Consider the following 23,365-nt stretch of genomic DNA (forward strand, 5'->3'; position numbering starts at 1 on the left):
AGAGCGCATGCGTCCCGCACCCCTACCGCGGCAGGCCGAGCAGCCGCTCGGCGATGATGTTGCGCTGAATCTCGTTGGTGCCCGCGTAGATCGGGCCCGCCAGCGAGAACAGGTAGCCGTCGGTCCAGCCGCTGCTCTGCTCGGCGGCGGGGCCCAGCAGATCCAGCGCGGTCTCGTGCATGGCGATGTCGAGTTCGGACCAGAACACCTTGTTCACGGAGGATTCCGCGCCGAGCTTGCCGCCCTCGGTCAGCCGGGTGACCGTCGCCAGGGTGTTCAGCCGGTATGCCTCGGCACCGATCCAGGCGTCCACCACGCGATTTCGCGCTGCGGTGTCGCTAGCGTCGGCGGTGTCACGCCACAGCTCGATCAGTCGCCGCGCGGTCGCGTTGAACCGGCCCGGGCTGCGCAGTGACAGTCCGCGCTCGTTGCTGGAGGTGCTCATCGCCACCCGCCAGCCCTCGTTCGGGGTGCCGATCACGTCGCGATCCGGGACGAACACGTTGTCCAGGAAGATCTCCGCGAATCCGGGCTCTCCGTCGAGCTGCGGGATGGGCCGCACCGTGACACCGTCGGCGGACAGCGGGAACATCACATAGGTGAGACCGCGATGCCGCTCGGCCTCGGGATCGCTGCGGAACAGCCCGAACGCCCAATCCGCGTACGCCGCGCGCGAACTCCACGTCTTCTGCCCGTTGAGGACCCAGCCGCCATTGGCGCGCCGGGCGGTCGACCGGATGCCCGCGAGGTCGCTGCCCGCTTCCGGCTCCGACCACGCCTGCGCCCAGATGTCGTCGCCGCGGGCCATGCGGGGCAGGATGCGCGCCAGCTGCTCCGGCGACCCGTGCTCGAACAGCGTCGGGGCCAGCAGGAAGATGCCGTTCTGGCTGACCCGGCCGGGCGCGCCGGCGGCGTAGTACTCCTCCTCGAACAGCACCCATTCCAGCAGTGAGGCGTCGCGGCCGCCGTGCTCGCGCGGCCACGACACCACCGACAGCCGGGCGTCGGCCAGCGTCCGCTCCCAGGCCCGGTGCGCCTCGAATCCGGCGCGGGTGTCCATCGAGGGCGGCGGCGCGGCGGGGACGTTGGCGCGCAAGAACTCCCGGACCTCGAGCCGGAAATCCTCGATAGCGGCGTCGTAGTCGAGATCCATCTACTTCACCCCGTTCTGCTCGATATGTTCCGCGGTCGCCTTCATCGACTTGGCGTTCATGCCGCCCAGCGGATCCGTGCCGACCTCGGCGTTGTGCGCGTGCGCGAAGTGGTGCAGGCCGAACACGGCGTCCATGCCCGCGCGCATGCCCATCAGGTCCTCGCACTGGTTGACGGCCTTCTTGGTCAGCGCCAGCCCGAATTGCGGCATGGCCGAGATCTTCTCGGCCAGCTCCAGCGCGTGCGACAGCAGATCCTCGCGCGGCACAACGCGGTTCACCATGCCCCACTCGTAAGCCTGTGCCGCGGTGAACCGGTCGCCGGTGTACAACATCTCCTTGGCGCGGCGCGGGCCGAGCATCCAGGGATGTGCGAAGTACTCCACACCCGGAATGCCCATGCGTACCACCGGATCGGAGAAGAAGGCGTCCTCGGCGGCCACGATCAGATCGCAGGACCAGGCCAGCATCAGCCCACCGGCGATGCAGGCGCCCTGCACGACCGCGATGGTGGGCTTGGGAATCTCGCGCCAGCGGCGGCACATGCCGAGGTACACCTCGGACTCGCGGGCGAAGCGCTGATCGCCGCCCGCCCGGTCGACATGGTCCCACCACAGCACGGCCTTGTTGTCGTAGTGCGCCCGGTGATCGCGGCCCGGCGTGCCGATGTCGTGCCCGGCGGAGAAGTGGTTCCCGCTGCCCGCCAGGACGATCGCCTTCACCTCGGCGTCCGCCACCGCGCGGGCGAAGGCGGCGTCGAGGGCGTAGGTCATCACCGAGTTCTGCGCATTGCGGTACCGCGGCCGGTTCATCGTGACGACGGCGACCGGACCGCGGCGCTCGTAGGTGACGACCTCGCCCTCGTCGGGGACGTCGCCGTCCGGACTCACACCATCGGTTGTCACGAAATCTCCTCACGTAGTTGCCGCTTGAGCACTTTTCCGGCGGCGCTGTAGGGCAGCTGATCGCGGAACTCGACGTAACGCGGCACCTTGAAGTTGGCCAGCGTGCGTTTGGCGTGGTCGATCACGTCGTCCGCGGTGAGCGTGGCGCCGGAGCGGCGCACGATGTAGGCCTTGCCCACCTCGCCCATCCGCTCGTCCGGCACGCCGATGACCGCCGATTCGGCGACGCCGTCCAGCCGGGCCAGTGCCTGCTCCACCTCGGCCGGATAGACGTTGAAGCCACCGGCGATGTACATGTCCTTGAGCCGGTCGGTGATCTTCAGGTAGCCGCGGTCGTCGAGCACGCCGACGTCGCCGGTATGCAGCCAGCCGTCGGCGTCGATGGTCGCGGCGGTGTTCTCCGGGTCGTCGAGGTAGCCGAGCATGACGTTGGGGCCGCGCAGCAGCACCTCGCCGTTGTCGGCGATGCGCAGTTCGAATCCGGCGATCGGGCCGCCGGAAGTGTTGGCGATGGTCTCGGCGTCGTCGTCGGGGCGGCACATGGTGCCGAATCCGGCCGACTCCGACAGGCCGTACGCCGTCACCACGACATCGAATTCCAGTTCGCTGCGCATTCTTTCGATCAGCACCACCGGCACGGTCGCCGAGCCCGTGACCGCGACCCGCAGGCTGCTCAGATCGGAGTCGGCGCGGGCCGGGTGGTCCAGGATGGTCTGGTAGATCGTCGGCGGCCCGGTGAGCACGGTGATGCGGTGCTCGTGCACCAGGCGCATCGTCTCCGGCACGTCGAAGGTGGCCTGCGGCACGATCGTCGCGCCGGTGACCACGCAGGCCAGCATGGCCGCCTTGTAGCCGAAGTTGTGGAAGAACGGTGGGATCACCAGATAGCGGTCGGAGCTGTTCAGCGTGGCGCACTCCACCCACGCCCGCACCACATCCAAGGCCTGGCGGTGCGCCACCAGAGTGCCCTTGCTGCGCCCGGTCGTGCCGGAGGTGAACAGGATGTCGGAAATATCCTCGGGGTCAACGGATTCCGCCCGCGCGATCACGTCCTCCGCCGCTACCCGCGCCGCAAGTTCAGCCAGCTCCGCCCACCGGACGACAACGGGCGTGCGCCCTCGCCTTCTCCCCCCGCCGTTCCGGCGTGCTGTCTCTCCACCGTCCTGGCGTGTTGTCTCTCCACTGTCCTGGCGTGTTGTCTCTCGACCGTCCTGGTGTGCTGTCTCTCCGCCGTCCTGGTGTGCTGTCTCTCGACCGTCCTGGTGTGCTGTCTCTCCGCCATCCTGGCGTGTTGTCTCTCCGCCATCCTGGCGCGCTGTCTCTCCGCCATCCCGGCCTGCTGTCTCTCGACCGTCCCGGCCTGCTTTTGGCCGGGATCCGTTGGGAGTGGTGTCCCCAGGTATCACGATCACCGTGTCGATCACCAGATCCGGTGCGGCGGAACGCAACTCGGCCGCGCGATCGCGCCCGAGGAACGGCCCCGTGACGAACAGCGCCTTCGCGTGCACGCGGCCGAGCACGTCGGCCGCCTCCTCGGCGACGTAGCGGGTGTTCAGCGGCACCAGGGCGGCGCCGGTGTAGTGCGCGGCCAGCGCGGCCACCACCCAGTGAAACGTATTGGGCGCCCAGATGGCGACCCGGTCGCCGGGCTCGACGCCGCGGGCGAGCAGCGCCCCGGCCGTGCGCCGGACCGCGTCGAGCAGCTGCGTCCAGCTCAGGCGCACGTCGCCGTCGATGACGGCGGTCGCGTCACCGTGCCGGCGGGCCGCCTCGTGCAGGGCGCGGGGAGTGGTCTGCGCAGGGGTTGTCACGGTCGTCCTCCCGCGGCGAGCCGCGAAATCGGAAATCTGTCGGTTAACAAGCAAGTGCTTGGTAGGTTACTCTACCGGAGTGAGTGTGATCCAGACCCACGATTCGGGTACCGCCGCGGAGTCCTCCCAGGATGCCGAATTCCGCGCCGACGTGCGCGAATGGCTGGCCGAGAAGCTGAACGGGGAATTCCGCGAGCTGCGTGGGCTGGGCGGTCCCGGCCGCGAGCACGAGGCCTTCGACGAGCGGCTGGAGTGGGATCGCCACCTCGCCGCCGCCGGTTGGACCTGCCTGGGCTGGCCCCGGCAGTACGGCGGCCGCGAGGCCACGCTGCGCCAGCAGGTGATCTTCCACGAGGAGTACGCCAAGGCCGACGCGCCGAGCCGGGTCTCGCACCTGGGCGAGGAGCTGCTGGGCCCGACCCTGCTGGCCTTCGGTACCGAGGAACAGAAGCGGCGCTTCCTGCCCGGCATCAAGACCGTCACCGAGCTGTGGTGTCAGGGCTACTCCGAGCCCGGGGCCGGGTCCGACCTGGCGGCCGTCACCACCTCGGCGCGGCGCGACGGTGCCGAGTGGGTGATCAACGGCCAGAAGATCTGGACCTCGCTGGCGCACGTCGCCGACTGGTGCTTCGCGATCTGCCGCACCGAGCCCGGATCGTCCCGGCATCAGGGACTGTCGTACCTGCTCGTGCCGATGCAGCAGGCCGGTGTCGAGGTGCGGCCGATCATCCAGCTCACCGGCACCGCGGAATTCAACGAGGTGTTCTTCGACAACGCCCGCACCGCGGCCGATCTGGTGGTCGGCGAGCCCGGCGAGGGCTGGCGGGTCGCGATGGGCACGCTGACCTTCGAGCGCGGCATCTCCACGGTCGGCCAGCAGATCCGGTTCGCCCGCGAGCTGGCCGATCTGGAGGCGGTGGCGAAAGACAATGGGGCACTGGATGATCCGGTGCTCGCCGAGCGGATAGATCAGGCTTGGGTGGGTTTGCGGGTGCTGCGCGCGCACGCGTTGCGCACACTGGAATCAGCCCACGACACCGTCGACGCGCGTACTGCGGCGGGCCAGGCGTCGGTGTCGAAGCTGTTGTGGGCCAACTGGCATCGAGGTCTGGGCGAACTCGCCATGGACGTGCTCGGTGCGCCGGGCCTCCTCGCCCTGCCCGACGACCTGACCGAATGGCAGCGGCTGTTCCTGTTCAGCCGCGCCGACACCATCTACGGCGGTTCGAACGAAGTGCAGCGCAACATCATCTCCGAACGCGTGCTCGGCCTGCCGCGTGAGGCTCGCTAGGAAGGACCATCCCGTGACAGACCTTTCCGTTGCGCCCCAGCCGGTTTCCGGCCACGGCCTGCTCGCCGGGCGGACCGCGGTGGTGACCGCCGCCGCGGGCACCGGCATCGGTTCCGCGACGGCCCGGCGGTTACTCGACGAGGGGGCCGATGTCGTCGTCTCCGACTGGCACGAGCGGCGTTTGAAGCAGACCGAGGAAGAACTGGCCGCCGCCCACCCCGACCGCCGGGTGGCCGCGGTGGTGTGCGACGTCACCAGCACCGAGCAGGTCGACGAGTTGATCCGCGCGGCCGCGCAACGCCTGGGCCGCATCGACATCCTGGTCAACAACGCCGGTTTGGGCGGCGAGACACCGGTGGTCGACATGACCGACGAACAGTGGGACCGCGTCCTCGACATCACTCTCAACGGCACCTTCCGCTGTACTCGGGCGGCGCTGAACTACTTCCGCTCCGCGGGCCACGGCGGCGTCATCGTGAACAACGCCAGCGTGCTCGGCTGGCGGGCTCAGCACGGCCAGGCGCACTACGCCGCGGCCAAGGCGGGCGTGATGGCGTTGACCCGCTGCAGCGCGGTGGAGGCCGCCGCATTCGGGGTTCGCATCAACGCGGTCGCGCCGAGCATCGCCCGGCACCCGTTCCTGGACAAAGTCACCTCGGCCGACCTGCTGGACCGGCTGGCCGCCGGCGAGGCGTTCGGGCGCGCGGCCGAGCCGTGGGAGGTGGCGGCCACCATCGCCATGCTCGCCAGCGACTACACCTCGTACCTGACCGGCGAGGTGGTGTCGGTGAGCAGTCAGCGCGCCTGACCGATGCGCGCCCACCACGGAAAATAGGTGGCGCCGACCAGGCGTGGTTGTGCAATCCTGAGGGAGGCCGGTTCCTAATTCTGCGAAGGGACCACCTCCATGGGACTGGACCGTCGTCGCAAAGACAACGAAGAAATCGTGCTCGCCGCCCTCATCCTGGGCGCCGAATTGCTCGACCACGCCTCCGAATACGCGCTCGCGATGCGGGCCGCGCAAATTCTCGAGGCGCATGCGGTGGACCGCGCCGACATCGCCCGCGCGGACGACACCGAGTCGGCCAGGCGCCGCCGCCAACAGATCGCGCTGCTCTGCGAGGTGCGCTCGGATCTGCTGGCGGTGGTGCGGCGCTGCCACCGGCTCAGCTTCGACCGGGCCGCGTTCGCCGACGGCATCGCCGCGGGGCTGTGCGCCGCGACCGACAAACTGGTGGTCGGCGCCGATATGGAGACCTATCGCGCCTGGCAGCGCGGCATGGTGCTGAAGATCAGCGAGGTTCCCACACCGGACGGTCCGCCGCGGGCGATGGCGACCGTCGACGCCGGGCCGGGCCGGGGCCCGCTCACCGTCGAGTGGGACAGCTGCGAGCGGCGGCTGGCGCTGGTCGCCCGAATGGCGCGGGCGGGCGAGTCGCCGGTGGCGATCTGCGACCGGTTGCTCGCCGATCTGTCGATGTCCTCACCCCTGCGGTTCTCCATCCGCTGAGTGCGATGGACCAAGCAAACGCTTGGTTGTACGATGGGCTGGTGCCCGTAGCTGACGCATCCAAATCCGCACGTCGCAACGAACTGCTGGCCCTGGCGGCCGGTCTGTTCGCCGAACGCGGACTGCGTGCGACCACGGTCCGCGACATCGCCGACGCGGCCGGAATTCTATCCGGCAGCCTCTATCACCACTTCGACTCCAAGGAGTCGATGGTGGACGAGATTCTGCGCGGCTTCCTGGACGACCTGTTCGGCCGCTATCGCGAGATCGCCGCCTCGGGCCTGCCGGCGCGAGACACGCTGGAGGCCTTGGTGATCGTGTCCTACGAGTCCTTCGATCGCTGGCACGCCGCGGTGGCCATCTATCAGGCCGAGGCCAAAAGGCTCAGTGGCACAGCACGTTTCGCGTACATCGAGGAATACAATAGGGAATTCCGCGAGCTGTGGCACCAGGTGCTCAGCCGCGGTGTCGGCGACGGCAGCTTCCGCCCCGAACTGGATATCGAACTGGCATATCGCTTTCTGCGCGACACCGTGTGGGTGGCCGTGCGCTGGTACCAGCCCGGTGGCCGGATCACCGTGGACAACCTCGCCAAGCAATACCTCACCATCGTGCTCGACGGGCTCACCAATCCCGAAGCGCAACTCGAGTAGGAGTCGTCAGATATGTCTGCACCGTCTGCCCGCCGCCGATACGCACCCGTGCGGGAGGCGTACGTCATCGATGCCGTGCGCACCCCCGTCGGCAAGCGCGGCGGCGCGCTCGCCGGCGTGCATCCGGCCGACCTGGGCGCGGCTGCCCTGCAGGGGCTGCTGGGCCGCAACACGATCGACCCGATCCAGGTCGACGACGTGATCATGGGCTGCGTCGACGCGATCGGCCCGCAAGCGGGAAATATCGCGCGCACCGCCTGGCTGGCCGCCGGTTACCCGGAGGACGTTCCCGGCGTCACCGTGGACCGGCAGTGCGGATCGAGTCAGCAGGCCGTGAATTTCGGCGCGCAGGCCATCATGAGCGGCACCGCGGAGGTGATCGTCGCGGGCGGCGTGCAGAACATGAGCGCCATCCCGATCTCGGCGGCGATGCTGGCCGGCAAGGAGTACGGCTTCGAGTCGCCGTTCGTCGGCGCGCGGGGCTGGGACCACCGCTACGGCACCGGCGAAGTGTCGCAGTTCAACGGCGCGCAGTTGATCGCCGAGAAGTGGGACATCAGCCGCGAGGACATGGAGCGCTGGGCGCTGCGCAGCCACGAACGCGCCCGCAAGGCCATCGCCGAGGGCAAGTTCGACCGCGAGATAGTGCCGGTCGGCGACTTCTGGATCGATGAGGGCCCGCGCGAGACCAGCCTGGAGAAGATGGCCGGGCTGAAGCCGCTGAGCGAGGGCAGCCGCCTCACCGCGGCCGTCGCGAGCCAGATCTCCGACGGCGCCAGCGCGACCCTGCTGGCCTCGGACTGGGCGGTCGAGGAGTACGGGCTGCGGCCGCGGGCGCGCATCCATCACGTGAGCGCACGCGGCGCCGACCCGATCTACATGCTCACCGCCCCGATCCCGGCGACCAGATGGGCGCTGGAACAGACCGGCCTGACCATCGACGACATCGACGTCGTGGAGATCAACGAGGCCTTCGCCCCCGTGGTGCTGGCCTGGCTGAAGGAGACCGGCGCCGACCCGGACCGGGTCAACGTCAACGGCGGCGCCATCGCCCTCGGCCACCCCCTGGGCGCGACGGGCGCGAAGCTGTTCGCGACCCTGCTCAACGAGCTGGAGCGGGTCAACGGCCGCTACGGCCTGCTCACCATCTGCGAGGGCGGCGGCACCGCCAACGCCACCATCATCGAGCGCCTGAGCTGAGCCGCGGGTAGAACCCCTACCATCGGTGGGGTGAAGGTGCTGGGCGCGTGCCCGCTGGACTGCCCCGACGCGTGCTCGTGGGTGGTGACCGTCGAGGACGGCCGGGCGGTCGGTCTGCGGGGCAACAGGGAACATCCGGTCACCCGCGGCGCGCTGTGCGTGAAGGTGAACCGGTATCTCGAGCAGTTGCGCGCGCCGGATCGGATCACATATCCGATGCGGCGCGCCGGCGCCAAGGGCGAGGGCCGATTCGAGCGGATCACCTGGGACGAGGCGCTCGACGAGATCGCCACCCGGCTGGGCCGGATCGTCGACGAGTACGGCGGCGAGGCGATCTGGCCCTTCCACGGCACCGGGAGCCTCGGCTATATCCAAGGGCTGGAAGGGCTTTCGGGGCGGCGGTTGTTCAATGTGCTGGGCTCGTCGCTGCACGACCCGACCATCTGCTCGATCTCGGGAACGCTGGGGATGAAATACACGCTCGGCACCTCGGGCGGGATGGACCCGGAGGATTTCGCGCGATCGAAGCTGATCCTGCTGTGGGGCACCAATCCGCTCACCTCCGGCCACCACGTGTGGAAGTTCGTCCAGGACAGCGGCGCCTACACCGTGGCGATCGATCCGGTCCGCACCCGCACGGCCGAACGCTGCGACGAACACCTCGCGCCGTTGCCCGGCACCGACGCCGCCCTGGCGCTCGGTCTGATGCACGTGGTCGTGTCGATGGGTGCGCACGATGTCGCTTTCCTCGCCGAGCACACCGAGGGCTGGGACGAATTCCGCACCCGCCTGGCCGAATTCACACCGGAGCGGGTCGCGGAGATCACCGGCCTGCCGCGGCAGCGGATCGTGGAGCTCGGGGAGCGGATCGCCCGCACCCGGCCGACCGCGATCCGCGCCTCCCAGGGCATCCAGCGGCACGCGGGTGGCGGTATGGCACTGCGCACCCTGGCGTGCCTGCCGGGCGTCACCGGCGACTGGGCGATTCCCGGTGGCGGCCTGCACTATTCGACCACCGGGCACTTCAAGCTGAACCTGCCGGAGCTGGTGCGGTTCGACCTGCTGCCGCATCCGGTGCGGACGTTGTCGCAGACGCGCATCGGCGACGGCCTGCTGTCGGTCGACGATCCACCGGTCAAGGCGCTGTTCGTGATCGCCGCCAATCCGGTCGGGTCCAATCCGGACCAGGGCCGGGTGCGGGCGGGACTGTCGCGCGAGGACCTGTTCACCGTTGTGCTGGAACACTTTCCGACCGATACCGTCGACTACGCCGATATCGTGCTGCCCGCCACCATGCAGCCCGAACACCTGGACGTGCTGGCCGCCTACGGGAACATGTACCTGGTGTGGAACGAGCCCGCCGTGGCGCCGCCCGGCGAATGCCTGTCCACCACAGAGACATTCCGCCGCCTGGCCCGCCGGATGAACCTGGACGAGCCGTCCCTCTACGACTCCGACGAGGATCTGGCCCGCGTGCTGCTGAAGGACTTCGATGTCGAGCGCCTGCGCGCGGACGGCTTCCTGCGCGTCGAGCCGGGTCCGGTCCCGGTGCACAAGCTGAACTTCCGCTCCGCGCGCGCGGAAATGGCGGGCCACGATCCCTTACCCGGCTATACACCACCCGAGGAGTTGGCCGGTCGGGATTTATCGAGTGGTGACGTCCCGCCGGGGGAGTCGTTCGGCCGGGATTTGTCGGATGGTGACACACCCGATGGGCTCATTCTTATTTCCGCGGCGTCCCACTACTTTCTGAACACCACGTTCGGCAACAATCCCGAGCTGCAGCGGCGGGCGGGGGATTCGTGTATCACCTTGCATCCCGACGATGCCGCCACACGCGGTATCGCGGACGGCGCAAGGGTGCTCGTGTCGAACGCGCGCGGCTCCTTCGAGGCGACGGCCGAGATTTCCGACCGCGTTCGGCCGGGTGTCGCCGCCACCACCAAGGGGCGGTGGGCCAAGTTCTCCGGCGGTGCGACCGTGAATGCCACCATCGCCGAACGGGATTCGGACTTCGGCGGGGGCGCCGTCTTCCACGACAATCGGGTGTGGGTCACTGCGCGTCAGGACGCGGGTGCGGACGACCCGATCCGGCGGAACACCGCGTCGGCCGCCGAGCCGGGGTCGGCGCAGTAGAGGATCATGCGCTGATCGGTGTCGGAGATGTGCAGGACCTGGCATTCGAATTCCAGCGGGCCGAAGACCGGGTGCCGCACGCTCTTGCGGTGACCGCGCCGCACCTCGACCTCGTGCTCGGACCACATCCGGGCGAAACGCGGTGCGGTGCCGAGCAATTCGGTGACCAGTTCGGCGAGGGCCCGATTACCGGGGTAGCGGGCATAGGCGGCGCGCAGGTCGGCGACCGTCGCGCGGGCGAAGGCGGTCGCGGACTCGTCGTCCCAGTGCGGATGGTCGTCGGGACGGCGGAAGATCCAGCGGATCATGTTGCGCTCCTGGCCCGGCAGCGCATCGAGATCGCCGATGAACGGCACCGCCGCGGCATTCCAGGCGAGGATCTCGTACGCCGCGTCCACCACGTAGGCGGGCGTAGCGGTCAGATTGTCGAGCACGATGCGCACCGAGGCCGGGACGACGCGGTTCGGCCCGGCGTGCGGCGGCGGATTCTCGCCCGCCGTCCGGAACAGGTACTCCCGCTCGTCGGCGGACAGCAGCAGCGCCCGCGCGAGGGCCGCCAGCACCTGCCGCGACGGCCGTGACCCGCGCGCCTGCTCCAGGCGGATGTAGTAATCGACCGACAATCCGGCCAACTGCGCCACCTCTTGCCGTCGCAGGCCCGGCGTGCGGCGGTTGAGTCCGTCCGGCAGTCCCACATCGCGGGGGCGCAGCCGGGCGCGCCGGGCGCGTAGGAAGGCCGCGAGTTCGCTCCGATCCGCCATGGGTCCAGTCTGCGCCGACTCCCGGGCGCATGGGTGGTACAAGTTGGTCCTCCCGGGCGCGGTCGTCCGCTGCGACGCTCGCTGTCATGACGACAACAGCCTTGATCACCGGTGCCAACAAGGGCATCGGTCACGAGACCGCCCGGCAGCTCGCCGCGCGCGGCTGCACCGTTCTGATCGGCGCGCGCGACCCCGGACGCGGGCGGGCCGCCGCCGAGAAGCTGGCGGCCGACGGGGCGGACGCCCGGTTCGTCCGGCTCGACGTGACCGACGAGGAGACCATCGCGGCAGCCGCGGAGTATGTCGGCTCGGAATTCGGCACGCTCGACATCCTGGTCAACAACGCCGCAATCACCGGCCCGCTGGAGGGTGACGGCAAGGCCTCCGCCACCACCCTGGCGACGATGCGAAAGGTCTACGAGACCAACGTCTTCGGCGTCGTCGCCGTCACCAACGCCATGCTGCCGCTGCTGCGCGCCGCGGCGGCGGCCCGCATCGTCAACGTCTCCAGCGAGGTCGGCTCGATCACGCTCACCTTCGACCCGCAGAGTCCGATGTGGCAGCTGGGCGCGATCCCGTACCCGTCCTCCAAGTCGGCGCTCGACATGATCACGACCTTGTACGCCAAGGAACTCTGGGACACCCCGATCAAGGTCAACGCCGCCAACCCCGGCTACACCGCCACAGACCTCAACGGGCACACCGGCTTCCGGACCGTCGAACAGGGCGCCGAACCGATCGTGCGTTTGGCGACGCTGCCCGCGGACGGACCGACCGGGCAGCTCTGGGGATATCGCTGGGGTGCGGCGGACGGCGACGAGTACGGCGTGCTGCCCTGGTGATCGGCTCGGGTCTACGACCCGGGCGTCGCGTCCGCGCCGTCGCGCAGCGCGGCGAGCGCATCGATACGCGCCGCCGCGTCGCCGACGATGCGATCGATGAGTTCCCGCACCGTCGGCAGGTCCTCGATGATGCCGGTGACCTGCCCGGCCGCCAGCACGCCCGCCTGGGTGTTGCCCTCGACCAGTCCGGCCTTCAGCAGCATCGGGGTGTTGGCGGCCATGACGACCTGAGACCAGCTGAGGTCCTTGGCCTTTCGCATGGCCAGGCCGTCGCGGACGATGGTCGACCACTTCATTCCGGTCATGCTCTTGAACTTGGCGGCGTTCGACACCGCGGCCGCCAGCCCGCGCCATCGGCCCGAATGCTCGAGGCGGTCCACCAGTTCGGTGTTGAGCACCCGGTGCGGCATGCCGTCCACCTTCAGCGACACCACGGTGTCCTGCAGCCCGCGCTGCAGATACTCCCGCTTCACCGCGTCCGGGACGGTGCTCTCCTGGGTGAGCAGGAACCGCGTGCCCATCGCGACACCGGCCGCGCCGTAGGCCAGCGCGGCGGCCAGGCCGCGACCGTCGAAGAAGCCGCCGGCCGCCACGACGGGGATGTCGACGGCGTCGAGCACGGACGGCAGCAGCAGCGTCGTGGCGACCGGTCCGGTGTGCCCACCGCCCTCGCCGCCCTGCACGATCACCGCGTCGGCGCCCCAGGAGGCGACCTTCACCGCGTGCTTGGCCGCGCCGATCGAAGGCACCACCACCACACCGGCGTCCTTGAGCCGCGCGATGAGTTCCCGCTTCGGCGCCAGGGCGAACGACGCCACCCGGACACCCTCGCGGATCAGCAGCTCGATCCGCTCGGGGGCGTCGGTGGCGTCGGCGCGGATGTTGACGCCGAACGGTTTTTCGGTGTGCGCCTTGGTTTTCGCGATCGCCGCCTCGAGTTCGGCGAAGGTCATCGTCGCCGAGGCCAGGATGCCGAGCCCGCCCGCGTCGGCGGTGGCGGCGACCAACCGCGGCCCGGCCACCCAGCCCATGCCGGTCTGCACCACCGGATGTTCGATGCCGACCAGATCGGTGAGCGCGGTCCTGATCCGGGCGCTCATCGGACCTCCTTGTCCCGAATCCCCTTGGGATCCAGCACGGTTCGGATGATCCGCAGCTCCTCCTCGGTGGGCCACCGGGTGGTCGGCGCGGACTCCAGTTCCGCCACCTCGAACGAGGTGTTCTCCGCGACCTCCTCCGCGGTCACGCCCGGATGCAGCGACAGCGCCCGTAGCGTGTGGCCGGGGCCGCCGAAGTCGAACACGCCCAGGTTGCTCACCACGCGGTGCAGGTGGTGGAACCGGAACGCCGGATTCTCGGGATCGATCCGGTCGTAGCCGACACCGCAGACGATGTCGACCTGCTCGCAGAACACCCGCTTGCCGTGCCGCGGTACGAAGTAGCTGGTGGCGTGGTTGATGGTATTGCCGGGCGCGCCACGCACGCCGAACATCTGGCGGTTCGGCCGCTGCAGCGGCCCGAATGCCGACAGGTTCTGATTGCCGAACCGGTCGATCTGGTTGGCGCCCATGACGACGTGCCGCCGCCCGGAGGCCACCACGTCGAAGACTTTGCCGAACGGAATCCAGCCCTCCGCGGGCGCTTTCGCGCCCAGCGCGGGTGTCTCGGCGAGCAGCACGGCCTCGCCGTCGGAGATCAGCAGATCCGGTTCGAAGGTCAGCCGCGCCAGCCGCGCGCCGATCGTCGGCGTGGGTGACATCGGGCTGGCCATGATTTCGCCTGCGCCACGGAAGATCTCGGCGCACGCGACCGCGCACACCTCGGCGCGGGTGGCGGTGGTGGTGTCGGTCATCGGCGCTCCTCTGCGAATTCGCGGACCGCGGCCTGGTATTCGTCCTCGGTGACGTCCAGGTACCGGGACTTGAACGCGGCCCAGGTCTCCCGATCTCCGGCCGCCTCGACGTAGTGCCGCTGGAAACTTTCGTCCCGGCCGTAGCTGCCGGAGAAGGTGAAGTGCGCGCCGCCCGGGGCCTCGACCACGCCGTCGACCATCATCCGGTTCAGGATGATCGCCTGCTGCGGAGCGGCTTTCACCAGTTCCTCGGTGTCCACCAGCCGGTCCACCGACAGGTAGCGGCGCTCGGCGGCCAGACAGTACAGGTCGTCCATATAGGGGTCGACGCCGGTGTAGGCGGCGTTGCCGTGCCGGTCACCGAGGTCCAGGTGCACGAAGGCGGCGTCCAGGGTCAGCGCGGGCATGGCGACGAGCGTCTCGGTGCGGCCGTCGGCATCCGGGTACGGCGAGGCGACCGTGCGCAGTTCGCCCTCCCAGAATTTCAGCACGTCCGAGCCCAGCCCGGCACGGATCGGCAGGAACGGCAGCCGGGCCGCGGCGGCCTGCAGACCGCACTTCACCATGCCCTCGTCCATTTCGCGGACCACGATCTCACCGCCGGTGCGCGCCTTGGCGAACCACGGGTCGTAGAACGGCGCCGAGTCCAGCGACACGAAGCCGTAGTAGGCCTTGCGCACCTTGCCCGCCGAGCACAGCAGGCCCAGATCCGGGCCGCCGTAGGTGACCACGGTCAGGTCGGTGACATCGGAACGCAACAGCGCGCGCACGAAGGCCAGCGGCTTGCGCCGGGAGCCCCAGCCGCCGATGCCGATCGTCATGCCGCTGCGCAGCTGCCCGACCGCCTCGTCGAGCGTCATCCGCTTGTCGCGCATCAGTTTCCACCCCGTTTCGCCGCCAGGTCCTCGTCGAACTTGGCGCGGATCTCGTCGGACACCCCGGCCAGGTTCAGCTCGAAGGTGAAGCCCTGCTCGTATCGGTAGCTGCGGTGCACGTCCTGCACGTCGATGCCGTTGAGGGCGCGTTTGGCGGCGCGGATGACCCGGCCGTCCTTGGCGGCGATGCTCTTGGCGAGTTCCAATGCGGCCGAATCCAATTCGGCACGCGGCACCACCTTGTGCACCGACCCGAAATGGTGCAGCTGCTGCGCTGTGACCGTGCTCGCGGTGTAGAACAGCGTCCGCATCATGTGCTGGGGCACCAGCCGGGCCAGATGGGTGGCCGCGCCCAGCGCGCCGCGCTCCACCTCGGGCAGTCCGAAGGTGGCGTCGTCGGCGGCGACGATGACGTCGGCATTGCCGACCAGGCCGATGCCGCCGCCGAGGCAGAACCCGTGCACCGCCGCGATCACCGGGACCTGGCAGTCGTACACCGCGCCGAAGGCCGCATAGCACCCGTGATTGGCGTCGATCAGGGTCTGGTGGCCCGGATTGCGCTGGATCTCCTTGATATCCACGCCCGCGTTGAAGCCGCGGCCCTCCGCGCGCAGCACCACCACCCTGGTCTCCGGATCGCGCCCCGCCGCCGTGACGGCGTCGGCCAGATCGAACCAACCGGCCGTGGGCAGCGCGTTGACCGGCGGATAGTCGATCGTGACGACCTCGATGCCCGAGGTCTCGGTGTGACGGTTGATCCCCATCGCATGTCCATTCGTTGGCCAAACAAGCAAGTGCTTGGTAGGTTATCATGGTGGCAATCGAAGTGGACCTGTCCGGATCCGTCGCCCTGGTCACCGGTGGGGTGCGAGGCGTGGGCGCCGGTATCAGCCGGGTTTTCCTGGATGCGGGCGCGACCGTGGTGACCTGCGCCCGCCGTCCCGTGGACGCTCCGATCACCAGCTCCGGCCGCACCGCGGAGTTCCTGCCGTGCGACGTGCGCGACGGTGACTCGGTGCGGTCGCTCATCGATACCGTCGTCGAGCGGTACGGCCGCCTCGATCATGTGGTGAACAACGCCGGCGGGGCGCCGTTCGCGCTCGCCGCCGATGCGAGCGACAACTTCCACTCGAAGATCGTGGAGCTGAATCTGCTTGCGCCGCTGCTGGTTTCGCGTGCCGCCAACACGGTGATGCAGGAGCAGCCGGGCGGCGGCTCGATCGTGATGGTCTCCAGCGTGAGCGGTTACCGGCCCTCGCCCGGCACCGCCGCCTACGGTGCGGCCAAGGCCGGTGTCGACCATCTGGCCGCCTCGCTGGCGGTGGAGTGGGCGCCGAAGGTGCGGGTCAATTCGATGATCGTGGGCATGGTGCGCACCGAATCCAGCCACCTGCACTACGGCGACGAGGCCGGGATCGCCGCGGTCGGCGCGACCGTCCCGCTGGGACGGCTGGCCACACCGGAGGAGATCGGCAAGGTGGCCCTGTTCCTGGCCTCACCGCTGGCCGGTTACGTCAGTGGCGGGTCGCTGCTGGTGCACGGCGGCGGCGAACGCCCGGCGTTCCTGGCCGCGGCCACGGCCGACGAAGCGTCGAAAAACCACGCAGCACAATCGAAATGAGAGCGACGAACATGGCAGACAACACCGATCGGATCTGTGCGGGGCGCACCGTCATCGTGACCGGTGCGGGCGGGGGCATCGGCCGCGCGCACGCGCTGGCCTTCGCCGCCGCCGGCGCCGATGTCGTGGTCAACGACATCGGCGCGGAGCTGGACGGCACGCCCCGGGCGGACTCCCCGGCGGCCCGGGTCGTCGAGGAGATCGTGGATCTCGGCGGCAAGGCGGTGGTGAACGGGGACGACGTCGCCGACTGGGCCGGTGCGCAGCGGCTGATCGAGCAGGCCGTGGAGACCTTCGGCGGGCTGGACGTGCTGGTCAACAATGCCGGGATCGTCCGCGACCGGATGCTGGTCAATCTCTCCGAGGAGGAATGGGACGCGGTCGTGCGGGTGCACCTCAAGGGACACTTCGCCACCATGCGGCACGCCGCGCAGTACTGGCGCGCGGAGTCCAAGGCCGGGCGTGCGGTCGACGCCCGCATCGTCAACACCAGCTCGGGCGCCGGTCTGCAGGGCAGTGTCGGCCAGGGCAACTACGGGGCGGCCAAGGCGGGGATCGCCGCGCTGACCATTACCGCGGCCGCGGAGTTCGCGCGCTACGGGGTGACCGTGAACGCCATCGCGCCGAGCGCCCGCACCCGCATGACCGAGACGGTGTTCGCCGACATGATGGCCAAGCCCGAGGACGGCTTCGACGCGATGGCCCCGGAGAACATCTCGCCGCTGGTGGTGTGGCTGGGCAGCGCGGATTCGGCGGGCGTGACCGGCCGCATGTTCGAGGTCGAGGGTGGCAAGGTGGCGCTGGCAGACGGCTGGCGGCACGGTGTGCCGGTCGATCGCGGCGCCCGGTGGGAGCCCGCGGAGCTGGGCGCGGTGGTGCGCGAGCTGATTGCCAAGGCGACGCCGCCGGAGCCGGTGTACGGCGCCTGATTCCTCCCCGGGACCGACACGACCGACCGAAGCGCACGACGCGCCGCAACCTTCCCCGCGGTAGCGATCCGACGCCCGGCCGGTGTCGAATGACCTTGTGCGAGTGGCGAGGAACCGGATGTGACCAGGCTGTTGCCGAGGCTCGAGCGTCGGCGTGGCGGGGGCATCCGGCTCGTCGTACCCGCGCCGGCTGTCCCGATGAAGGTCCATACGGGTGCTTGCGCGGCGGTGGGGCAGGTCACACCATCCCACTGCGGGAGCAAACACCCGGCAGTTATGATGATCGGCGTCCATTGTATTCCCGGAGGTATAGGCGACCGGGTTGAAGATCTGCGCTGAACGATGAGGGGAAGGCAAGCGCATGACCGTTGGTCGCATAGCGCGCGTAGCGGCAGTTGCCGGGATAGTCGCCGGTTGCGGCCTGCTGGGACCCCTCGCGGCGCAGGCGCAGCCCAACGGCTGCCCGCAGTGCGCCCCGTCCGGCTCGGGCGACGGTGACAGCGGCGCGCCCCTGAGCATTCCCGGGCGGTCCGGGGAGAGTGTGCAACCGCAGTACCGGGGGCAGCAGTACCAGTCTTCGCAGGACCAGGGCCCGCAGGCTCCGACGTCCCAGGGCTCGGTGTCGCAGGGCTCCGTATCGCAGGGGCCGTCCTCGCATCCCTCCGCGAACTCGTCGCGGCAGTCCCCCTCCGCCGAGCCGTCCACTCGAGACGCGGCGGCGGGCATCGGACTGCTTGATCTTCCCTCCCTGCTCGGCACCGGCTCGGCCAGCATTCTCGGCACCGGCTCGGCCGCGGCGGGGTCCGCCGCGGCAACCGGTTCCGCCGCCCTCGGCGGAACCGGTTCCGCCGCAGTGGGTTCCGCCGGTGCCGCCACCGGCTCGGCGGTCCTCGGCACAGGCTCCGCGGCGCTGGACACCGGCTCGGCCGCCCTCGGCTCCGCCGTGGGGGGAACGGGCTCAGCACTGGCCGGCACCGGTTCGGTCGTCGGCCCGGCCCTCGCGGGCTCCGCCTCCGCCCTGGCCGCCCTCTTCGGAACCGGTTCGGCTGCAACAGGTTCCGCGGCTGTTGGCACGGGAGGCACCTTGGCCGCGCTGCTCGGTACCGGTTCGGCGGTGACCGGCTCCGCGGCCGCGGGCACCGGCAGCGCGCTGGCCGCCCTGCTGGGTACGGGTTCTGCCGCAACAGGTTCGGCGGCCGTGGGTACCGGGAGCGTGCTGGCTGCGCTGCTGGGTACGGGTTCTGCCGCAACGGGTTCCGCTGCGGTTGGTACCGGGAGTGCGTTGGCTGCGCTGCTGGGTACCGGTTCGGCCGCGACGGGGTCGGCGGCCGTGGGGGCGGGGAGTGCGTTGGCTGCTTTGCTCGGTACCGGTTCTGCGGCAACGGGCTCGGCGGTGCTCGGTACGGGATCGGCGTTGACCGGGTCCGCGGCGGTGGGGTCGGCTGCCGTGTTTTCGCCGCTGCTGCTGTTGTTGTTGATTCAGCCGCCGCCGGTTCCGCCCGCGGTTCCCGCTCCGCCGCTGGCGATTCCGCCCGTTGCGGTGCCGCCGGTGCCCGCGTTGCCCGCGGTCGCGCCGCCGATTCCGGTGGCCGCGCCGCCTGCCGCGCCCGCCCCGCCGCCTCCGCCCGCGTCGCCGCCACCCGCCGTGCAGGCACAGCCGAACCACGACGTGCGGCCGACTTCCGACAGTGGGCTGCTGCCGCCGGTCAAGGTGCTGAGCGTGGTCGGTGGCCTGGCCGCGATGGCGCTGGCCGCCGCCGGATCGGGTGCGGTCAGCTTCCAGAGCGCCTCGGCCGCCCAGGCCCGTATCGACGCCGCACGCGCGGAATTCTTCGGACCGCGGGCTTGAAGGGGGGACCGATGACCGAGAGTCGCGCACAGAGTAGTCGCTCGTATCGCCGGGTCGCGGCCGCCGTCGACGCGGTCTGCGCGGTGGCCGCCGATTTCGACGCCACCACCCTCGATGAAGTGGTGTTGGCGATTTCGGCCGAGCGCCGCCGCCCGATCGAGATCGCCAGCGCCCAACTGGGTCCCGGCGTGTGCGGCCAGCGCCGCAGCTACCCCGACAAGGACGTGATCGTGCTGGCGTCGGCGCTGCCCAGCCGCGAGCACACCCTCGCGCACGAACTGGGCCACATCGTCTTCGACCATCCCGGCGAGCCGGCCCCCGAGGTCACCCTCGAGGCCAGCGACGACCTGATCGCGTACATGCTCAGTCAGCGCGCGCACCAGCAGATCGTCGACGACGGCGAGGACGACCAGTGCGAGTGGGAGGCCGAGACCTTCGCCAGCATGCTGATGACCCGCCTTCGGGTATTCCACAACCGAGGCGCAGGCGTCTCGGTCCTGCGTTTCGACGAGGCGCTCGGATGAGGCCGCGGGTCGTTCCTGCGATTCGGCGGGGCGCTCGGATTGGGCCGCAGGTCGATCCTGCGTTTCGGCGGGCCGCTCGGATGAGGCCGCAGGTCGGTCCTGTGTTTCAGCGAGGCGCTCGGATCAGGCTGCGGGTCGGTCCTGTGTCCCGCCGAGGCGCTAGGGCGCTGCGGGTTGTTCCTGCGATTCGAAGAGGCACTCGGATGACGGTGCCGGGCAATCCGATGGAGGACGCGGTATGACGTTCTGGCTGACTGCCCTGCTGGTCTGGATGGCCGCCGGTGCGCGCGTCGGACGCGTGCTGGTGAAACCGGCGACGACGGCGCGGGTCGCGATCGTGGTCGCGGTGGCGGCCGTCGCGGCGGCCGCCACGGTGAGCATCCCCGAAGTCGCCGTGGCCCTGGATCACCTGGCGCCCAACGGTATTCGTGGGCAGATGTTCGCCGATCGGGTCCAGGCGGCGGCCTGGCTGCTGTTCGCCGTGGCGACCTCGGTGGTGGCCTCGGCCGCCTGGCCGGTGGTCTCGCGGCGCAACCTGCGCCAGATCGCGGCATACATCTACGCCGGCGGGCTGATCGCGATCGCCGTGACGCTGGCCTGGTCGACCCTGTTCGGCTGGGCGGTGACGCTGCTGGGCTGCGCCTTCGTCGCGCTCACCGGCCTGCGGAATCTGGACTGGACGGCACTGGGCCGCGGCATCGCCCTCTACACCTCGGGGACCATCCTGGTCGGCGTGCTGGCGGCGCTGTCGATCCGCCGCCTCGCGATGGACGCCGAGCCCGCCCGGGCCGGGCAGCCGGGCTGGTTCTGGCCGGCGTGGCAGGTGGCGAGCCTGCTGGTCGCGGTCGGCGCGGTGTGGATCGTCATCGAGCTGTGGGCCCGAGCGCGCCTGCTACTGCGGCAGATTCGGCCGCTGCACCGCACCATGGTGGGCCGCTTCCCGGAGGTCGTGGCCAAGGACCAGACGGGCTCCACGACTCAGCTCAAGGCCTCCGATCAGGTCGCGCAGATCATGGACGCGCTGTATCTGCAGTCCGGCGGGGGAGTGGAGCTGACGGCCGCGGGTGACCCGGCGGAGTCGGTCGTCGAACGGGCCGACCGGGTCGCGCGGTGGGCCCGCCACCCGCTCGGCGAGATCGTGGTGGACGCGCGCTGGATCGCCCCGCCGGAGGGCCTGAGCCCGCGCGGCTGGGTTCAGGCCATTGCCCGCGCCTTCGAGTCGATGCCGGAGGAACCGCGCGCCACGGCACCCCAGCGTGGTTGAACGAGATATCGCCGGAGATTCGCCCAACCGACCGGTCTCGTGGCCTGGGTCACCGGCTCGACAACGCGTTCGGGCATGGCTGAGAGCGGAGCGTCCCCCGCTTCGCTCACAGCCGCAAAACAAACACAGTGCGGTTCCGAGTCACCGCACTGTGTTGTCTTGTGGTTCTTGCTATTCCGTGCCGTCCGGCGGGATCTCAGGCAGACCCTCGCTCGCCCGAAGCTTCTCGGCCATCGAGGTGAGGAGGTTCTGCGATTCCTCCGAAAGGTCGAACGCCCTACTCGACAACCGACGCAGTCCATAGCCCTGCAGCTGGGACAGCAGCTCCAGATCGTGATCGATCTTGGCGGCATAGATGTCGTTGAAGAAGTAGTCCGGTTTGACCTTGAAGAACTTCGCCAACGCGGCCACCGTCTCGTCGGACGGGTTGGTCCGCTGTCCCGACCGCAACTGCGAGAGATACGGTTTCGAGATCGGATGGCCTGAGGCCGTCAGCGCAGCCGCCACCTCTGCATTGGTGTGCGGCTTACGCCCCGGGGGATGCACGGTTTCGAACAGCTTGTTCAGCCGCGCCGCGAAATCAGCCATTGTGAGCCGCCCAATTCCCTTCGCTGTACTAACAGTCGTTATCTCGGATACGTATCATTGATATTAGCGGCTGAGTAACTGAAAACCTACGCCTGATTCAGGATTTCCTTGAAGCTTCCAGGGGGCGCGTTCGGGAACTGGTTGTGGCCGGGGCGTTTGCGGGCCACCGCAACGGTTGTTGGGAACCGCTGGTGGAGACCGGTTCTGGCCCGTCGCGAGGGTCTCGCGCGACGGGCCTTCGGTAGCCGGAGGATAGCTGACGTCTCATACTTCCGTCTGTACCGTGTTTTGTGTGGCGTACGCCACGTTTCACGCGATTCGGGATGAACGTTCAACCGTCACGGCTGATCAAGGAGTGCTTACAGCCGTTCGATGATGGTTCCTGTCGCAAGTGCGCCACCGGCGCACATGAGGATCATCGCGACCGACTTGTCGGAACGTTCCAGCTCGTGCAGGGCCGTGGTGATCAGCCGGGATCCCGTGCTGCCCACCGGATGCCCGAGCGCGATCGCGCCGCCGTTCACATTGACCCGGTCCATGTCCGGGCCGTGCACCGAGGCCCAGGACAGCGGCACGGACGCGAACGCCTCGTTGATCTCGAACAGATCGATGTCGGAGATGCTCATGCCGGACCGTTCCAGCAGCCGCGTGGTCGCCTGCACGGGCCCGTCGAGATGGAACTCCGGCTCCGCGCCGACCAGCGCCTGCGTGACGATGCGGGCCCGCGGGCGCAAACCCGCACGGGCGGCGGCCTGTTCGTCCATCAGCAGCACGGCGGCGGCGCCGTCGGAGACCTGCGAGGAGGTGCCGGCGGTGTGGATGCCACCGTCGAGCACCGGCTTCAGCTTGGCCAGGCCCTCCCGGGTGGTCTCGCGCAGCCCCTGGTCGCGCGCGACGTCGAGCTTCTCGCCGGTGAGGTTGCCCTCCTTGTCCACCTGCGGTGCGGTGACCGTGAGCACCTCGCGCTCGAAGCGGCCCTCGGCCCAGGCCCGGCCCGCGAGACGCTGTGAGCGCACGCCGAATTCGTCGATGTCGTCGCGGGTGATGCCGCGCCGCTTGGCGATTCGCTCCGCCGCCTCGAACTGGTTGGGCATGTCGATGTCCCAGCTCGCGGGGCGGCGCGGACCGGCGTTCTCGCCGACGTTGGCGCCCAGCGGCACGTGGCTCATCGACTCCACGCCGCAGGCCAGGCCGATGTCGATGGCGCCGCTCGCGATCAGCCCGGCGACCAGGTGGTTGGCCTGCTGGGCCGAACCGCACTGGGCGTCGATGGTGGTGGCGCCGGTCTGCCAGGGCAGCCCGGCGTGCAGCCAGGCCGTGCGGGTGACGTTGTTGCCCTGCTCGCCGACCTGCATGACGCAGCCCCCGATGACCTGCTCCACCAGCGCGGGGTCCAGGTGGGCGCGCTCGATCACGCCCCGCTGGGCGGCGCCGAGCACCTCGGTGGCGTGCAGGCCGGCCAGCCAGCCGCCCCGTTTGCCGATCGGCGTGCGTGCGGCCTCGACGATGACGGGAGTGCCCATGTCGTTCCTTTCGCGCAGAACTGAAACAAGTTCTGCGAACATTCCGAGACTGATTATCCGCTCCTTCACTAGTTGTACCG

At 69.7% G+C, this 23,365-nt stretch carries 22 protein-coding genes; 12 read left to right on the forward strand and 10 right to left on the reverse strand.

The genetic code is table 11. The features are described 5' to 3' along the window. Positions 1-22: 22 nt before the first annotated feature. Genes NWFMUON74_RS02525 through NWFMUON74_RS02535 form a run of 3 tightly spaced genes read right to left on the reverse strand, consistent with a single transcriptional unit; the run spans position 23 to position 3,867 of the window. Positions 23-1,153: an acyl-CoA dehydrogenase family protein gene (locus tag NWFMUON74_RS02525; RefSeq protein WP_187686393.1), complete on the reverse strand. Its 1,131-nt coding sequence runs from the start codon at positions 1,151-1,153 to the stop codon at positions 23-25. Further along, positions 1,154-2,056, reverse strand: coding sequence for an enoyl-CoA hydratase (locus tag NWFMUON74_RS02530; RefSeq protein ID WP_269475315.1), 903 nt, complete (start codon positions 2,054-2,056; stop codon positions 1,154-1,156). Beyond that, positions 2,053-3,867, reverse strand: a complete 1,815-nt coding sequence (locus NWFMUON74_RS02535) for an AMP-binding protein (protein ID WP_187686394.1) — start codon at positions 3,865-3,867, stop codon at positions 2,053-2,055. The genes NWFMUON74_RS02530 and NWFMUON74_RS02535 overlap by 4 nt, the downstream gene beginning before the upstream one ends. 88 nt (positions 3,868-3,955) lie before the next feature. Between NWFMUON74_RS02535 and NWFMUON74_RS02540 the strand changes: the two genes are divergently transcribed. The 6 genes from NWFMUON74_RS02540 to NWFMUON74_RS02565 all read left to right on the forward strand — a co-directional run bounded on the left by NWFMUON74_RS02540 (position 3,956) and on the right by NWFMUON74_RS02565 (position 10,657). Beyond that, entirely contained in the window at positions 3,956-5,158 is a 1,203-nt protein-coding gene (locus NWFMUON74_RS02540; RefSeq protein WP_269475341.1) for an acyl-CoA dehydrogenase family protein, read from the forward strand. A 13-nt stretch (positions 5,159-5,171) separates the two neighbouring features. Beyond that, the gene (locus tag NWFMUON74_RS02545; protein ID WP_187686396.1) at positions 5,172-5,966 is read left to right on the forward strand and encodes an SDR family oxidoreductase; all 795 of its coding nucleotides are present in this window, start codon (positions 5,172-5,174) and stop codon (positions 5,964-5,966) included. 99 nt (positions 5,967-6,065) lie between these two features. Further along, positions 6,066-6,668: a hypothetical protein gene (locus NWFMUON74_RS02550; protein ID WP_232110808.1), complete on the forward strand. Its 603-nt coding sequence runs from the start codon at positions 6,066-6,068 to the stop codon at positions 6,666-6,668. 41 nt (positions 6,669-6,709) lie between these two features. After that, the gene (locus NWFMUON74_RS02555; RefSeq protein WP_232110809.1) at positions 6,710-7,321 is read left to right on the forward strand and encodes a TetR/AcrR family transcriptional regulator; all 612 of its coding nucleotides are present in this window, start codon (positions 6,710-6,712) and stop codon (positions 7,319-7,321) included. Between the two features lie 48 nt (positions 7,322-7,369). Further along, entirely contained in the window at positions 7,370-8,521 is a 1,152-nt protein-coding gene (locus tag NWFMUON74_RS02560) for an acetyl-CoA C-acetyltransferase (protein ID WP_187688883.1), read from the forward strand. A 30-nt stretch (positions 8,522-8,551) separates the two neighbouring features. Next, a complete protein-coding gene (locus NWFMUON74_RS02565) occupies positions 8,552-10,657 on the forward strand; it encodes a molybdopterin-containing oxidoreductase family protein (RefSeq protein WP_187686398.1) in 2,106 nt (701 codons plus the stop codon). Here NWFMUON74_RS02565 and NWFMUON74_RS02570 read toward each other — a convergent pair. Beyond that, positions 10,585-11,418: a helix-turn-helix transcriptional regulator gene (locus NWFMUON74_RS02570; protein ID WP_187686399.1), complete on the reverse strand. Its 834-nt coding sequence runs from the start codon at positions 11,416-11,418 to the stop codon at positions 10,585-10,587. The genes NWFMUON74_RS02565 and NWFMUON74_RS02570 overlap by 73 nt on opposite strands. Before the next feature lie 86 nt (positions 11,419-11,504). Here NWFMUON74_RS02570 and NWFMUON74_RS02575 point away from each other — a divergent pair, with 86 nt between their 5' ends. Next, on the forward strand, positions 11,505-12,260 hold the full coding sequence (locus NWFMUON74_RS02575) for an SDR family oxidoreductase (RefSeq protein ID WP_187686400.1): 756 nt from the start codon (positions 11,505-11,507) through the stop codon (positions 12,258-12,260). Between the two features lie 11 nt (positions 12,261-12,271). Here NWFMUON74_RS02575 and NWFMUON74_RS02580 read toward each other — a convergent pair whose 3' ends face one another. Genes NWFMUON74_RS02580 through NWFMUON74_RS02595 form a run of 4 tightly spaced genes read right to left on the reverse strand, consistent with a single transcriptional unit; the run spans position 12,272 to position 15,751 of the window. Beyond that, positions 12,272-13,360, reverse strand: a complete 1,089-nt coding sequence (locus NWFMUON74_RS02580) for an NAD(P)H-dependent flavin oxidoreductase (RefSeq protein ID WP_187686401.1) — start codon at positions 13,358-13,360, stop codon at positions 12,272-12,274. Then, entirely contained in the window at positions 13,357-14,112 is a 756-nt protein-coding gene (locus NWFMUON74_RS02585; protein ID WP_187686402.1) for a CoA-transferase subunit beta, read from the reverse strand. Before NWFMUON74_RS02585 ends, NWFMUON74_RS02580 begins: the two co-directional genes overlap by 4 nt. Next, positions 14,109-14,987: a CoA transferase subunit A gene (locus NWFMUON74_RS02590; RefSeq protein WP_187686403.1), complete on the reverse strand. Its 879-nt coding sequence runs from the start codon at positions 14,985-14,987 to the stop codon at positions 14,109-14,111. The genes NWFMUON74_RS02585 and NWFMUON74_RS02590 overlap by 4 nt, the downstream gene beginning before the upstream one ends. Continuing rightward, the gene (locus NWFMUON74_RS02595) at positions 14,987-15,751 is read right to left on the reverse strand and encodes an enoyl-CoA hydratase family protein (protein ID WP_187686404.1); all 765 of its coding nucleotides are present in this window, start codon (positions 15,749-15,751) and stop codon (positions 14,987-14,989) included. Before NWFMUON74_RS02595 ends, NWFMUON74_RS02590 begins: the two co-directional genes overlap by 1 nt. Before the next feature lie 50 nt (positions 15,752-15,801). Here NWFMUON74_RS02595 and NWFMUON74_RS02600 point away from each other — a divergent pair, with 50 nt between their 5' ends. The 5 genes from NWFMUON74_RS02600 (at position 15,802) to NWFMUON74_RS02620 (ending at position 21,174) form a co-directional block, all read left to right on the forward strand. Then, positions 15,802-16,608: an SDR family oxidoreductase gene (locus NWFMUON74_RS02600; protein WP_425343082.1), complete on the forward strand. Its 807-nt coding sequence runs from the start codon at positions 15,802-15,804 to the stop codon at positions 16,606-16,608. Between the two features lie 11 nt (positions 16,609-16,619). Then, positions 16,620-17,537: an SDR family oxidoreductase gene (locus tag NWFMUON74_RS02605; RefSeq protein WP_187686405.1), complete on the forward strand. Its 918-nt coding sequence runs from the start codon at positions 16,620-16,622 to the stop codon at positions 17,535-17,537. Between the two features lie 361 nt (positions 17,538-17,898). Then, the gene (locus NWFMUON74_RS02610; protein WP_187686406.1) at positions 17,899-19,386 is read left to right on the forward strand and encodes a TrbL/VirB6 family protein; all 1,488 of its coding nucleotides are present in this window, start codon (positions 17,899-17,901) and stop codon (positions 19,384-19,386) included. Positions 19,387-19,397: 11 nt separating this feature from the next. Further along, on the forward strand, positions 19,398-19,910 hold the full coding sequence (locus NWFMUON74_RS02615; protein ID WP_187686407.1) for an ImmA/IrrE family metallo-endopeptidase: 513 nt from the start codon (positions 19,398-19,400) through the stop codon (positions 19,908-19,910). A gap of 238 nt (positions 19,911-20,148) precedes the next feature. Next, complete coding sequence (locus NWFMUON74_RS02620) at positions 20,149-21,174, forward strand: hypothetical protein (RefSeq protein WP_187686408.1); 1,026 nt, start codon at positions 20,149-20,151, stop codon at positions 21,172-21,174. Positions 21,175-21,345: 171 nt separating this feature from the next. Here the strand turns inward: NWFMUON74_RS02620 and NWFMUON74_RS02625 are convergent, their stop codons facing one another. After that, complete coding sequence (locus NWFMUON74_RS02625) at positions 21,346-21,762, reverse strand: helix-turn-helix domain-containing protein (protein ID WP_011207048.1); 417 nt, start codon at positions 21,760-21,762, stop codon at positions 21,346-21,348. Positions 21,763-22,121: 359 nt separating this feature from the next. Next, positions 22,122-23,285 (reverse strand): steroid 3-ketoacyl-CoA thiolase, encoded by a 1,164-nt coding sequence (locus NWFMUON74_RS02630; RefSeq protein ID WP_187686409.1) that lies wholly within the window; start codon positions 23,283-23,285, stop codon positions 22,122-22,124. Positions 23,286-23,365 lie beyond the last annotated feature (80 nt).

Origin of the sequence: Nocardia wallacei (assembly GCF_014466955.1) — a bacterium.
Lineage (GTDB): Bacteria > Actinomycetota > Actinomycetes > Mycobacteriales > Mycobacteriaceae > Nocardia > Nocardia wallacei.